At 63.5% G+C, this 13,714-nt stretch carries 15 protein-coding genes; 7 read left to right on the top strand and 8 right to left on the bottom strand.

Annotation, left to right across the window (positions count from 1 at the left end):
* On the bottom strand, window positions 1-251 hold a 251-nt coding region (locus RQH62_RS22675), incomplete at its 3' end, for a 3-hydroxyacyl-CoA dehydrogenase NAD-binding domain-containing protein (RefSeq protein WP_405053583.1).
* Between the two features lie 164 nt (window positions 252-415).
* Between RQH62_RS22675 and wecB the strand changes: the two genes are divergently transcribed.
* The 5 genes from wecB (at window position 416) to RQH62_RS22650 (ending at window position 6,283) form a co-directional block, all read left to right on the top strand.
* Window positions 416-1,528 (top strand): non-hydrolyzing UDP-N-acetylglucosamine 2-epimerase, encoded by a 1,113-nt coding sequence (gene wecB / locus RQH62_RS22670; RefSeq protein WP_311270916.1) that lies wholly within the window; start codon window positions 416-418, stop codon window positions 1,526-1,528.
* Window positions 1,529-1,704: 176 nt separating this feature from the next.
* Entirely contained in the window at window positions 1,705-1,941 is a 237-nt protein-coding gene (locus RQH62_RS22665) for a hypothetical protein (protein WP_311270915.1), read from the top strand.
* 98 nt (window positions 1,942-2,039) lie between these two features.
* Window positions 2,040-3,335, top strand: a complete 1,296-nt coding sequence (wecC, locus tag RQH62_RS22660; RefSeq protein ID WP_311270914.1) for a UDP-N-acetyl-D-mannosamine dehydrogenase — start codon at window positions 2,040-2,042, stop codon at window positions 3,333-3,335.
* A gap of 114 nt (window positions 3,336-3,449) precedes the next feature.
* On the top strand, window positions 3,450-4,157 hold the full coding sequence (locus RQH62_RS22655; protein WP_311270913.1) for a polysaccharide biosynthesis/export family protein: 708 nt from the start codon (window positions 3,450-3,452) through the stop codon (window positions 4,155-4,157).
* Window positions 4,154-6,283: a GumC family protein gene (locus tag RQH62_RS22650; RefSeq protein ID WP_405053582.1), complete on the top strand. Its 2,130-nt coding sequence runs from the start codon at window positions 4,154-4,156 to the stop codon at window positions 6,281-6,283. The genes RQH62_RS22655 and RQH62_RS22650 overlap by 4 nt, the downstream gene beginning before the upstream one ends.
* Before the next feature lie 100 nt (window positions 6,284-6,383).
* Here the strand turns inward: RQH62_RS22650 and purQ are convergent, their stop codons facing one another.
* Window positions 6,384-7,058, bottom strand: a complete 675-nt coding sequence (gene purQ, locus RQH62_RS22645) for a phosphoribosylformylglycinamidine synthase subunit PurQ (RefSeq protein WP_311270912.1) — start codon at window positions 7,056-7,058, stop codon at window positions 6,384-6,386.
* Window position 7,059: 1 nt separating this feature from the next.
* A complete protein-coding gene (gene purS / locus RQH62_RS22640) occupies window positions 7,060-7,293 on the bottom strand; it encodes a phosphoribosylformylglycinamidine synthase subunit PurS (protein WP_056694119.1) in 234 nt (77 codons plus the stop codon).
* A gap of 157 nt (window positions 7,294-7,450) precedes the next feature.
* Between purS and RQH62_RS22635 the strand changes: the two genes are divergently transcribed.
* Entirely contained in the window at window positions 7,451-7,600 is a 150-nt protein-coding gene (locus RQH62_RS22635) for a hypothetical protein (RefSeq protein ID WP_311270911.1), read from the top strand.
* Window positions 7,601-8,154: 554 nt separating this feature from the next.
* Window positions 8,155-8,907, top strand: a complete 753-nt coding sequence (locus RQH62_RS22630) for a sulfite exporter TauE/SafE family protein (RefSeq protein ID WP_311270910.1) — start codon at window positions 8,155-8,157, stop codon at window positions 8,905-8,907.
* Window positions 8,908-8,975: 68 nt separating this feature from the next.
* On the opposite strand, the gene purC is transcribed toward RQH62_RS22630, so the two are convergent.
* The 5 genes from purC to RQH62_RS22605 form a co-directional block, all read right to left on the bottom strand.
* Window positions 8,976-9,758 carry a phosphoribosylaminoimidazolesuccinocarboxamide synthase gene (gene purC / locus RQH62_RS22625; RefSeq protein ID WP_120249950.1) on the bottom strand — a complete coding sequence of 261 codons (783 nt, stop codon included), beginning with the start codon at window positions 9,756-9,758 and terminating at the stop codon, window positions 8,976-8,978.
* 129 nt (window positions 9,759-9,887) lie between these two features.
* Window positions 9,888-10,022: a hypothetical protein gene (locus RQH62_RS22620; RefSeq protein ID WP_311270909.1), complete on the bottom strand. Its 135-nt coding sequence runs from the start codon at window positions 10,020-10,022 to the stop codon at window positions 9,888-9,890.
* Between the two features lie 31 nt (window positions 10,023-10,053).
* Window positions 10,054-10,458: an SRPBCC family protein gene (locus tag RQH62_RS22615; protein WP_311270908.1), complete on the bottom strand. Its 405-nt coding sequence runs from the start codon at window positions 10,456-10,458 to the stop codon at window positions 10,054-10,056.
* Complete coding sequence (gene otsA / locus RQH62_RS22610; protein WP_311270907.1) at window positions 10,455-11,861, bottom strand: alpha,alpha-trehalose-phosphate synthase (UDP-forming); 1,407 nt, start codon at window positions 11,859-11,861, stop codon at window positions 10,455-10,457. Before otsA ends, RQH62_RS22615 begins: the two co-directional genes overlap by 4 nt.
* Entirely contained in the window at window positions 11,858-13,645 is a 1,788-nt protein-coding gene (locus RQH62_RS22605; protein ID WP_311270906.1) for a glycoside hydrolase family 15 protein, read from the bottom strand. Before RQH62_RS22605 ends, otsA begins: the two co-directional genes overlap by 4 nt.
* Window positions 13,646-13,714: the final 69 nt, after the last annotated feature.

Here is a 13,714-nt window from a genome sequence, read left to right as displayed (position 1 = left end):
ACCGCGATGAAGATGGCGTCAGCGCCCTTGACCCCGGCGGCCAGATCGGTGGTGAAGGTCAGCCGGCCGGCCGCGGCATTGTCGCCCACCAGCTTGTCCAGGCCCGGCTCGAAAATCGGCATCCGACCGGCCTCGATCGCCGCGATCTTCCCCGCGTCCTTGTCAACGCACACCACGTCATGACCAAAATCCGCAAAACAGGCCCCTGACACAAGGCCTACATAACCCGTGCCGATCATCGTGATTTTCATGAACTGTTCAGCTCCAAATGGCGTGGTGACTGTTCGCAGGCTCTATCATAGTCTGCGGACATTACAATTCGCTGCATTGCAGCGATGAAATTGGCAAGGTCGTTTAGCGGCTGGTTACCAATTTCTGCGACAGGCAGGGCGCAAAGGCAGGCAAAGGAACGGATGTGAAAGTAGCGCTGGTATTCGGGACACGGCCCGAGGCGATCAAGATGTTTCCGGTTGTCCACGCGCTGCGGGCGCAGCCTGGGGTTGATACGCAGGTGATCGTGACGGCGCAGCATCGCGGCCTGCTGGATCAGGTATTGGCGATCGCCGGTATCGTCCCTGACATCGACCTGGACGTCATGGTTCCCAACCAGACGCTGGACGGGCTGACGGCGAAGCTCATCGTGGAACTGGGCAAGGCGTTCGATGCCGAAAAGCCTGACCGCATCGTCGTCCATGGGGATACGCTGACGACGATGGTCGCCAGCCTTGCAGCCTATTATCGCAAGATTCCGGTCGCCCATGTCGAGGCCGGTCTGCGCAGCGGCGACATCCATCATCCCTGGCCGGAAGAGGTGAACCGTCGCGTCGTCGCCTGCATCGCCGACATGAACTTTGCGCCGACACAGGCGGCAGCCGACGCCCTGCTCAAGGAAAACCGCGATGCTGCGGCCATCCACATCACCGGCAATACGGTCATCGACGCCCTGCTGGCCACGCGCGACCGGGTGCTGGCGGAGCCGGCATTGGCCAGCGGCTTGGACGATCTGGCAACCCGGTTCGCCGGCAAGCGCATCGTTGCCGTCACCAGCCACCGGCGCGAAAATTTCGGTGGCGGGATGGAGGCGATCGCGCGTGCCATAGCCGACATCGCGGCACGCCCCGATGTCGCGGTCATCTTCCCGGTTCATCCCAACCCCAACGTCCGCCCGGTGATGGATGCGGTGCTGGGCGATCTGCCCAATGTCGCGATGATCGAGCCGCTGGACTATCCCCATTTTGTCCGCTTGCTGGACCTGTGCCATCTGGTTCTGACCGACAGCGGCGGCGTACAGGAGGAAGCGCCCTCGCTTGGCAAGCCGGTGCTGGTCATGCGGGAAACGACGGAACGGCCCGAAGGGGTGGAGGCTGGCACGGCAAAGCTGGTCGGCACCGATCGCGCGCTGATCGTCCGCGAAGTGCTGGGCCTGCTGGACGATGAGGATGCCTACCAGGCCATGGCGCGCGCCCACAACCCGTTCGGAGATGGGAAAGCCGCTGCGCGAATCGCTGCGGCCATCGGGGCAGGGTAAAGCGGGGAATAAAAGCGGCGACGGTCCGATGGCCATCTGCTACGGGGTGGCATCGCCGCGAAATCTGCCCGCAAGCATTCGCCCCGACCGAGAGACATGTTCGCGCTCCCGCTTGCCAAGCAAGGAGCTTGTCTCATGACCATTTCGATCGCCCTCCGTTCAACCGGCCTTTTTGCATGAGCCGTGCCATTAACCTCAATGCCTCGCTGGATGATGTAACCGCGCTGTGCACAAAACATGCGATTGCCATTTCCGCGATCGAACCACTCACCTCGGGCGGTACGCGCGTGGTTCTGCTTAATCCTGATGGCGCGGAACGCATCCGAACGCTGATGAAAACCAAGATCATCACCACGCCGGTGGTGCGATCGCCCATGCACATGGCGCGTCAGCCTTCGCCGCGCTACCGCTAGGACCGAAACGCAGCCGGTTGCGCCCAGCGTTACCGAAATCTTCAGCATTATCGGGCAGAAACGCGGGCAAATTCACCGATACAAGGATTGCCCGCCTTATGCCCGTCGATGCCAAGCAGAAGGTTTCCGTCATTGGCCTGGGCTATATCGGCCTGCCGACCGCCGCCCTGATCGCCCGAGGCGGCGCGCAGGTGGTGGGCGTGGACGTCAGCGCCCATGTGGTGGAAACGGTCAATTCGGGCCGCGTCCATATCGAGGAAGTCGATCTGGATGGCCTCGTTCAGGGTGTGGTCGCGCGCGGCAACCTGCGCGCATCCCTTGAGGTCGAGGAAAGCGATGTCTTCATCATCGCCGTCCCGACCCCGGTGGCGGAGGATCGCGCGCCCGACATCAGCTATGTCCTCAAAGCCGCCCGTACCATCGCCCCGGTGCTCAAGGCCGGCGATACCGTCATTCTGGAATCCACATCGCCCGTCGGCACGACCGAAGCGATGCGCGACGTGATCGGCTCGATCCGCCCGGATCTCAAGATGCCGGGCACGGGTGTGGCGGGCGACATCGCCATTGCCTATTGCCCGGAGCGCGTTCTGCCCGGACGCATCCTGGTCGAACTGATCGACAATGATCGCTGCATCGGCGGCATCACGCCCCGCTGCGCGCGCAAGGCGCTGGGCTTCTACCGTCAGTTCGTGCGTGGCGCCTGCATCACCACCACCGCCCGCGCGGCGGAGATGGTCAAGCTGGTCGAAAACAGCTTCCGCGACGTCAACATCGCCTTCGCCAACGAACTCTCGGTGATCGCCGAGAATATGGACATCGACGTATGGGAGGTGATCCGCCTTGCCAACCGGCATCCGCGCGTCAACATCCTGTCGCCCGGTCCCGGCGTCGGCGGCCATTGCATCGCTGTCGATCCGTGGTTCATCGTCCATGGCGATCCGGAAAATGCCCGCATCATCCGCACCGCGCGTGAAGTGAATGACGGCAAGACCGACTATGTCGTCGCCAGGGCATCCGACCTGATCGACGAATTTGGCGATCAGGACATTGCCTGTCTTGGCCTCGCCTTCAAGGCGAATATCGACGATTTCCGCGAAAGCCCGGCCGTCAAGGTCGCCGCGCGTCTGGCCCGTCGCTATGGCCGCCGCATAAAACTGGTCGAACCCTATGCCCGCGATCTGCCGATGGAATTTGCAGGTACCGGCGCCGAACTGATCGATCTCGATACGGCTCTGGAACAATGTGGCGTGTTCGTCATTCTTGTGGATCATGACATGTTCAAATCTGTCCCCGTCGACGAACGCGCCGGCAAGGCCGTCTATGACACGAGGGGAATCTGGCCCGATCAACCGCGTCGTGCCGCGCAGCCGACGCCCGGTCGAATCGCGGTCTGACGCAGCTTTTGCCGCAGGGGCGGGGCGTTCGGCCCGTCCCGTCTGCGGTTGCCATCCCCGCGCCGCCTCGTTAACCCCCGGCCTCGACTGGGTCTTGACGGGGCAAAAGCCGGGATGAAGCGCGTAAACAGCATCAATCGAGCATTCATCGCGCTCGCCGCCTTCAGCTTGCTGGGTGCCTGCTCGACCGTCGAGGATGCACCACGGGGCGAGGCAGCCTACGCCGCCATCCCCCCCGCGCCCGCCGTCGGCATGGATTATCGCATCGCGCCCGACGATGTGCTGCGTATTCAGGTCTATCATGAGCCGGATCTGTCGCTGGAGGATGCGCAGGTCACGGCCACCGGCATGGTTCGCATGCCGCTGGTGGGCGACATATCGGTTGCCGGCCTGACCTCGGGCGAGGCTGCGGATGTCATCGCCGGGCGCCTCGGCCAACGCTATCTCGTCTCGCCGCAGGTCACCCTGTTCGTGAAGAAGGCGGTGAATCGCCGCGTCACGCTGGATGGTGAAGTGCGCGAGCCCGGCCTCTATCCGGTCGAAGGGCGGCTCACCCTGTTGCAAGCGGTCGCGCTGGCCAAGGGGCCGACCCGCTTGGCGGGTCTCGGTCAGGTGGTCGTCATCCGTCAACTGGATGGCCAGCGACAGGCCGCCCTGTTCGACCTTGCCGCCATTCGCAAGGGAACGGTACCCGATCCCGAAATCCTGCCGGGTGATCGCGTGATTGTCGGCCTGTCGCGCGCCAAGGCAATATTGGGCGGTGCGCTGCTGGCCGTGCCGGCACTCGCCACCGGCTTCATCGCGCTGGACGGAGGACGATGATGGCGCCCCTTACGCATCCGGCAGAACATGCCGCCGGCCTGAACGCGCGCCTGTCGGCTGCGGCCCGTTATGGCTGGCTGGTGCTGCGCCGTCATCGTGTCATCCTGTTCGTCACCATGGCGCTCAGCCTGCTGGCCGGGGCGATTATCATCCTCACATCGACTCCTGATTATCGGGCGACCGCTTCGGTCGAGGTGGAAGATGTACCGGCTGGCGCTGCCGGATCGGCCGTGGCGCAGCGCGCCGGCAATGCCAATGATACCGAAAGTCTGATGCAGACCGAATTGGAGGTGCTGCGCAGCCGTGCTCTGGCAGAGGACGTCTCGCGCTCGCTGGCGCTGGTCGGCACGCCGACCTTCTTCAAGGGCATGGATCGCGAACGCCCGACGCAGGGTGTCGGCACCCTGTCGCAGCGGCAGGTGGAGCAGGACATGGTCGTGCGCCTGCTGCGGGAAAATCTGGAAGTGCAACTGCCCGGCAAGTCGCGGGTGTTGCGGATCAGCTTCGTCAGTTCCGACCCGGTTCTGTCCGCCCGCATCGCCAACAGCTATGCCGACAGTCTGATCCGAGCCGACCTGAAACGCGGCTTTGAATCGGGTGTGCAGGCGCGCCGCTTCCTGCTGGGCGAACTGGACGGTGCGCGCAACGACCTGTCGCGGGCCGAACGCGACCTTGCCGTCTATGCCGCCCGCAATGGCGCCATGATGCCCCTGGACGAAAAGACTGGAGATGGAGAAAAGGCGGTCCAGCAGCCCGCGCCGCCGGCATCGCCCGATGGGTCGGTGGTCACCCGGCTGGCGCAATTGAACGGTTATCGCGCGCAGGCGGTGGCGGACCGGATCGCGGCGCAGAAGCGGTGGGAGAGCGCGCGCCAGTCCAGCGCGGATACCCTGCCCGAAGTGCTGGGCAATGGCGCCATGCAGCAGATCATTGCCGAACGGGCGCAGGCCCGTGCGGTGCTGGCCGAGGAACGGCAGTTCCGCAAAGATGCCCATCCCGAAATGCGCGAAGCCCGTGCGCGACTGGCGGCATTGGACGAACAGGCCGACAGCATGGCCAACAGCATCCGCGCCTCGCTGCGCGAACAATATGAGGTGGCCCGGCGCGGCGAGGATCAGATCGCCAAGGAAATCGCTCTGTTGGAAGAGCAGGCACGGGTGGAGCAGGGCCGCGATGTCCAGATGGGCATCATGGAACGATCGGTCGATACCTATCGTATGCTGCATGACAGCCTGTTGCAGCGCTATCGCGACATGGCGTCGCAGGCGGGGTTCCAGGCCGGCCGCATTCAGCCACTTGATCGTGCCGCGGTCCCCACCAGGCCCTTTTCGCCACGGATCGGTCGTATCCTCTTGCTGGCCTGTCTGGGCGGCATGGCGCTTGGCCTGTTGCTGGTGGCGGCGCGGCACATGTTCGACGATGCCGTGACATCCGCCGACACGCTGGCCGAACGGGTCGGCCTTCCACTGCTGGGTGCGGTGCCGGTGACGGGCGATAACCCGCAGCCGCCGGAAATCTTCACGCCCATCGCGTCCTCGCTGCTGCTGGCGTCGGTCGACGGCCTGCCGCGCTCCATCGTCGTTACCAGCGCGCAGGAGGGGGAGGGCAAGTCGCTCACCCTCCATGCTCTCGCGCTGGCGCTGGCGGACCTCGGCAAATCGGTGCTGGTGGTCGATGGCGACATGCGGCGTCCAGCGCAGCATCGCCTGTTCCGCCTGTCGTCCACGCGCGGCATCAGCGAGGTGCTGACGGGGCAGGCGAAGGCGGAGGAGGTGATCATGCCCACCGCCGTTGCCGGCGTGGCGTTGCTCCCCTGCGGCACATTGCCGCCCAATCCGTCCGAGCTTCTGTCGACGTCCGCACTGGACGGGCTGCTGGCGGCGGTACGCGACGGCTATGATACGGTGCTGATCGACGCGCCGCCCTTGCTGGGGCTGACCGACGCCCATCTGCTGGCGGCCAAGGCGCAGGCCAGCCTGATGGTGATCGAATGGGGCCGCAATCATCATGGCGGCCTGCGTTCGGCGGTGGAGCATCTGCGTCGCAGCGGCGGCGCGATCATCGGCGGCATCCTGACCAAGCAACAGGGGCGGGCGCTGGATTATGACTATCACCGTGGCGGTTGACCTGCGCCGGTGATAGGCTGCCACGACTGCTGTAGGACATAAAAAAGAGCGCCTTCCCGACGGGGAGGCGCTCTTTTTTATGTCGGTCGGGAAGGGCGGCTCAGGCCTTCGCCAGCAACCCTTCGACGATCCCCTTGAACAGGCGCTGGCCGTCGGTCTTGCCATGGGCGGCCTCGATCACGCGCTCCGGATGGGGCATCATGCCCAGCACATTGCCCGCATCGTTCAAGATGCCGGCGATGTTGCGGGCTGATCCGTTGACGCTCTCCGCATAGCGCAGCGCCACGCGGCCTTCGCCTTCCAGCCGGTCCAGAGTCGCGTCGTCGGCGAAATAATTGCCGTCATGATGCGCTACCGGATAGGTGATCGCTTCGCCGGCGTCATAGAGGCTGGTGAAGGCGCTCTGGGCATTTTCGACCGTCAGGGCGACGTCGCGGCACACGAAATGGCCACCGGCATTGCGCAGCAGCGCGCCGGGTAGCAGGCCGCTTTCGGTCAGCACCTGGAAACCGTTGCAGATGCCGAGGACGAAGGCGCCACGGTCGGCGGCCTTCGCCACCGCCTGCATCACCGGCGAACGCGCGGCCATTGCGCCGGAACGCAGATAGTCGCCATAGGAAAAGCCGCCCGGTACGCCGATCAGGTCGATGTCGTCGGGCAGGTCGGTGTCGCGGTGCCAGATCATCTCCGGCTTGCTTCCAGTCGCAGCCTCGAACGCCACCGCCAGGTCGCGGTCGCAATTGCTGCCCGGAAAGACGATGACGGCGCTCTTCATGTCAGGCGACCTTTTCGATGCGATAGTTTTCGATCACCGTGTTGGCCAGCAGCTTGCGGCACATGGCGTCGATATCCTCGTCGCTGGTGCCGTCGGCCAGATCGAGTTCGATCAGCTTGCCGGCGCGCACGTCATTGACGCCGTCAAAGCCCAGACCGCTCAGCGCATGCTGGATCGCACGACCCTGCGGATCGAGCACACCGCCCTTGAGGGTGACGAAGATGCGGGCTTTCATGAGACGCGGACTCCTTGGAATCGACTGGCGCCGCGCGATTGCGCACGGCCAAACTTTGCCGCACCCCCTAGGCGCGTGACCGCCGGGAGGCAAGCCATTATGACTTTCTTAGCCGTCATTGCGCTATTGTTGCCGCAGGATTTGGGAAGGGCGGGATATGTCCGGGCTGGCACTGGCGATGTTTGTCGGGCTGTTCGCATGGGGACAGCAGATTGTGGGCTATAGCGACCCGGACGGCAAGGTCCGCCTCGCCTTGCTTGCGTCCTTCGCATTCGGCTTGCTGATCGGCTATCGCGCGAAACGGTGAGAGCATGCGTGCGGGTGGTCGACGCGGAAGGCGCGGATCACGATAAGGTCACGCTTGCCGCGGATAGGCAAAGTTCATACCGTCACTGGACAAGCAGAAGCGTCGAAAACAGGGAGACAGGCACCGCCCAGGCGCCCGCAACGCGCCTGCAAAAGTACTAAGTCGCGCCGTCGCCGTAACAGAAAGGTCAACGCTACGCGTCGGAAACGCGACAGTCGGGTCATGATGGCGCCCCGGTATTCGGCGGACGCGGCGTGAAATGGGATGGGGTGAGACGGTCATCCGACAAGATAAATCAGATAAAATCCTACATTAGTAGGGGTATGTCGCCTGCGTGGCGTAATGGCAGGTTGCGACCAGAAGTGGACATGTCCCCCCTCCCGTTGACGGGAGGGGGCTAGGGGGTGGGCTGGACGTCGCGACAGCCCACCCCGCTGCGACTAACGCGCTGCGCGCGCAAGTCTCGCTGCCCCTCCCGCAGGCGGGAGGGGAACGTCCGCTCCCCACCCAATCCAGCCATTCCCACCCGCCTGCGCATCGCCTAAGCGGACGATATGAACCTGGACCTGCTCTATTTCACCTGCGCCATCATCGCGGTCATCGTCTCCGGCCTTGCCAAGGGCGGTTTTGCGGGCGTGGGCGCGCTGGCGATGCCGATCATGGCGCTGGGCGTCGATCCGGTGCGCGGGGCGGCGATCCTGCTGCCGATCCTGATCTTGCAGGATGCGGTCAGCGTCTGGGCGTTTCGTAAAAGCTGGGACGGGCATATATTGGCGGTCATGCTGCCCGGCATGGCTGTGGGCGTGGGGCTGGGCTATGTCTTTGCCGCGCAGGTGCCTGAAAGCACGGTGCTGGGCGCGCTGGGTGTCATTTCCATGTTGTTCGGGCTGCAAAGGCTGTGGGTGGAGCGGGGCGGGGCGATCGTGCTGCCGTCCAGTTCACCCGACTGGATGGGCTTTCTCTTCGGCATCGGCAGCGGCTTTACCAGCCAGATCGCCCATGCCGGGTCGCCGCCCTTCCAGATGTGGGTGCTGCCTAAGCGGTTGCCGCGCGACATGCTGGTCGGGACCACTGCCGTTGCCTTTGCCGTTATGAACTGGATGAAGGTGCCGGCCTATGCCGCGCTGGGGCAGTTCACCACGCGCAACCTGATGGCGACGGCGATGCTGGCGCCGGTGGCGATCGGCGCGACCTTTGCCGGCGTGGCGCTGGTCCGCCGGGTGGACGCGACGCGCTTCTACACGCTCATCTATGTGCTGATGGTGCTGCTGGGGCTGAAACTGCTGGTCGATGCGCTGATGGCTTGAGTCATAACCATCCACACCCGTTCGCTAGATATAAAAAAGGCCGGCGCTTGTGGCCGGCCTTTCTATTTTCAGTCCTTTTCGCGCTTCTTGCGATGCGTGTCGAGGTCGAGGACGGTGGTGTCCAGCCCTTCGGGCAGCAGGCCAAGGCGGCGCGCCACTTCCTGATAAGCCTCGACTTCGCCGCCCAGATCGCGGCGGAAGCGATCCTTGTCCAGCTTTTCGTTGGTCGCCATGTCCCAAAGGCGGCACCCATCGGGGCTGATTTCGTCGGCCAGGATGACGCGGCTGTAATCGCCGTCATAAAGACGACCGAATTCCAGCTTGAAATCGACCAGGCGGATGCCGATGCCGGCGAAGAGGCCGCACATGAAGTCGTTGATGCGGATCGCCATGTCCGCAATGTCGTGCATCTCTTCCTGCGTGGCCCAGCCGAAGCAGGCGATATGCTCTTCGGAGATCAGCGGGTCGCCCAGCGCATCGTCCTTGTAGCAATATTCGATCAGCGTGCGGGGCAACTGCGTGCCTTCCTCGATGCCCAGCTTCTTGCTGAGCGATCCGGCGGCGACGTTGCGCACCACGACTTCGATTGGCACGATTTCGACCTGACGAACCAGCTGTTCGCGCATGTTGAGGCGGCGTATGAAGTGGGTCGGCACGCCGATCTGGCCGAGCAGGGTGAAGATATGCTCGGAAATCCGGTTGTTCAGCACGCCCTTGCCGGAAATCGTGCCCTTTTTCTGGGCGTTGAAGGCGGTGGCGTCATCCTTGAAATATTGGATGATCGTGCCGGGCTCAGGGCCTTCATAAAGGATCTTTGCCTTGCCTTCGTAGATCTGGCGGCGACGGGCCATGCGCGTTCCTGTCTTATCTTAGAAAACATTACGCCCCGGCAAACGCGAATCGGAAAGGATCAGCGGGTGCCGGGGCTGCTTGGCCGGCCCATAGAGCAAAGTAGGCGAGGGTGCAATTGTGTGCGACCGCTACAGCACATCCCCGAACATGAACCAGATCATCGCGCACCAGGCGATCAGGCCGACCACGCCCAATATAACGCCGGATCGGGCGCGGATGGCGGGCCAGAGGCCGCGAGGTTCATTATCATCATCTTCATGCATGAGCGGGCCGTAGCGACGGACGCGGCCATACTCAACCGGCTGCCTGCTCTAGCAGCCGTTTGAGCGCCTCAAGATCGGCCATCACCGCCTGCGCGTCCGCTTCGAACACGGCATCGTTCATGTCCGGCTGGCGAAACAGGGTGAAGACGACCTGCGTGCCATCGCCATGGGCGATCATCCGCAGCGGGATATAGATGTCCGGCTGTCCCGCGATCCGCACATGATGGTCGAGGATGCCATAGTCGTTGGGCGGCGCAAACATCACCACGGCCGGTCCGGCCGGCGTCTGTGCCACCCAATGTTGGCCATCATGATGGAGCGAACTGGACAGGCCGGCCGCCCAGAGCGGGAAATTGTCCGGCCGGTGGGCAAAGGCATAGGCGCGCGCCAGAGGCACGGCGATGCTGACGCCCAGATGCCGGACATCTTCGCTCATTCGGTCACTTCCTCGACCTCCGCCGGTGCATCTTCACGCCCAACCGCCATCAGCCGGCCAGTGAAACATTGCCGCCACCAACTGATATCCTGCTGCTCCACGCTGTCCATCATCGCCCGCCAGCGCCGTTTGCGCTCGTCCAGCGGCATGGCCAGCGCGCGCAGGATCGCGTCGGACATTTCCTCCGGGCTGTAGGGGTTGATGAGCAGCGCGTCCTTGAGCTGCATAGCGGCGCCGGCGAAGCGCGACAGGATCAGGACGCCGGGGTCTTCAGGGTCTTGCGCCGCGACATATTCCTTGGCGACCAGGTTCATGCCGTCGCGCAACGGCGTCACCAGTCCGATCTTCGCGCCGCGATAAATGCCCGCCAGCTTGTCGCGCGGATAGCCTTGATTGACGTAGCGGATCGGGGTCCAGTCCACATCGCTATATTCGCCGTTCAGCCGTCCTGCGAGCGAATCCAGCGTGGCGCGAATCTGCTGATAACTTTCCACTTCGCCCCGTGATGGCGGCGCGATCTGGGTCAGCACGACCTTGCGATGATGTTCGGGATGATCCTTCAGGAAGCGGGTATAGCCGTTAAACCGTTCTTCCAGACCCTTGCTGTAATCCAGCCGGTCAACGCCGACGATCATCGTCCGGTCCTGCAACGACGCGCGCACCAATGCGCTCATCTCGTTCGCGGCGTTGCTGGTCGCAGCCTGCGCAAATTCCTGCGCATTGATGCCGATCGGGCAAGCTACCGCCTGAATGGTGCGATCGCCCACAGTGACGAAATCGCCGTCCACCGTTCCGCCCATTTCGCGCTCCACATAATGGCGGAAGGATTCCAGCCATTCCTCGGTGTGGAAGCCGACGACGTCATAGGCGAAGAGCGTGCTGACCAGCTTGCTATGATGGGGCAGTGACACCAGCAGGCGGGTGGGCGGCCAGGGGATGTGGAGGAAGAAGCCCATGCGGTTCTTCAGCCCCTTGTCGCGCAGCATCTGACCCAGCGGGATCATGTGATAGTCATGGACCCAGATGACGTCTTCCGGCTCGATCAGCGGGCTGGCCGTCTCCGCAAAGCGCTTGTTGACGCGGTTATAGCCGCCCTCGAAATCGCGGGCATATTCGGCCAGGTCGATGCGGAAATGGAAGAGCGGCCACAGCGTCTTGTTGGCATAGCCATTATAATATTCGTCGACATCCTGTTCTTCCAGGTCGATCGTCGCCGTCTTGACGCCTTCATCCTCGGCAAAGCCGATATGGCCGGTGAAATTGTCTGTGACCTCGCCGGACCAGCCGACCCATATGCCCCGGCTTTCGCGCAGCGCCTGAGACAAAGCGACAGCAAGACCGCCCTGGTTGCCGGTCTTGCTGGGTCTACTGACCCGGTTGGATATGACGATCAGACGGCTCAACGCATTGCGCTCCACGGTTTGCTCAGCAAGACGGCGCAGTTGATGATGCCGACCAATGAGTAGGTCTGGGGATAGTTCCCCCACAATTCCCCGCTATTGGGGTCGATATCTTCGGACAGCAGTCCGGCCGCGGTGCGGCGGGACAGCATTTCCTCGAACAATTCGCGCGCTTCCTCACGCCGACCACTGCGATGCAGCGCCTCGATCAGCCAGAAGGTGCAGACGTTGAACGCCGTTACCGGCTCGCCGAAATCGTCCGGCGCGCTGTAGCGGAGCATGTCGTTGCCCCGGCGCAGATCCGTCTCCAGCGCGGCCAGCGTGCCGACGAATTTCGGATCGTCGGCGGTCAGGAAGCGCAGGTCGAGCAATTGCAGAAGCGATGCGTCGCGGGCGTCATCCTCGAAATTGGCGGATATGGCCTGACTGTCTTCCCGCCATGAAGCCTCAAGGATACGCGCCTTCATCGTTTCGGCGCGATTTTCCCAATGCGCGGCGCGCAGCGGCAGGTCGAGCGCGACGGCGGCATGGGCCAGCCGGTCGCACGCCGCCCAGCACATCACCGCGCTGTAGCTGTGGACATGGGCGCGGGTGCGGAGTTCCCACAGGCCCGCGTCCGGCTGGTCATAGACCGCCCAGGCGCGTTCGCCGACCGCCTCCAGCGCTTCGAAATCGGCATGGCCGGCCATGCGCAGCAGGCGTTGGTCAATGAAGCCCTGCACGGAAGACAGCACGATCTGGCCATAAGCGTCATGCTGTATCTGCTCATAGGCCGCATTGCCCACGCGCACCGGCCCCATGCCGCGATAGCCGGGCAGGCTTTCCGCCTCCCACTCCGTCAGCGTCGCATTGCCGCGCACGTCGTAGAGCGGCTGGATATGCCCGCCCTTGGCGCCATCCACGATGTTGCGAAGGTAGACGAGATAGGATTCCAGCACGTCCAGCGCGCCCAGCCGGTTCAGCGCCTCGACCGTATAATAAGCGTCGCGCACCCAGCAGTAGCGATAATCCCAGTTCCGCCCGCTATCGGCATGTTCGGGGATGGAGGTGGTGAGCGCCGCGACGATCGCGCCGGTTTCCTCATGCTGGCACAGTTTCAGCGTGATGGCGGACCGGATGACGGCTTCCTGCCATTCGGCGGGGATGGCCAAACCCCGGACCCAGAGCTGCCATTCATGGATCGTGTCATCCAACATCCGCTCGATCGCCGGGCGCAGCGCGTCGGAAAAGCCCTCGTCCGGTCCCATGAAGAAATGGACGTCCTGCTCCAGCCGGAACCAGCTTTCCTGACTGATCAGGCCGATCGGCGCATTGGTGGACACGCGCATCGCCATATAGGACAGAACGACGCGAATATGGTTGGAGCCATAGCTGATCGGCACCGTCTCGCCGTTCCAGTTGGTCGTCGGGCGGAATTTTACGCGGATGCGGGGAGAGCCGGCCACAGGGCGCACGATGCGGATGAAGGATACCGGGCGGTACATCCGGCCCTTGTGCCGATGGCGGGGACAGAAATCGAAAATCTCGATCGCATTGCCCTGGCCGTCGCTCTGGCGCGTCACCAATATGGGGGTGTTACGAATATAATGTTGTTCGACCGCGACGCAATTTTCCAGCTCTATGGCCCAGAAGCCGCGCGATTGCGGGTCATCCCATGCCTTGTCGTCCAGCAGGGCGGAAAAGACCGGGTCGCCGTCGACGCGCGGGACGCAGGCCCACACCATGCGGCCCATGCGGTCGACCAGTGCGGATGCCTGGCAATTGCCGATAGGCCAGAGGTCGAGCATACGCTCCGATCCGGCCAGGATGGATTCTGTTGCTGCTTGGATCGGTCTGCCCCCAATTTGTTGGTCACG

This window comes from Sphingobium sp. WCS2017Hpa-17, from assembly GCF_031843765.1.
Taxonomy (GTDB): Bacteria; Pseudomonadota; Alphaproteobacteria; order Sphingomonadales; family Sphingomonadaceae; genus Sphingobium.
This window is presented reverse-complemented; position numbering and strand designations above follow the sequence as displayed.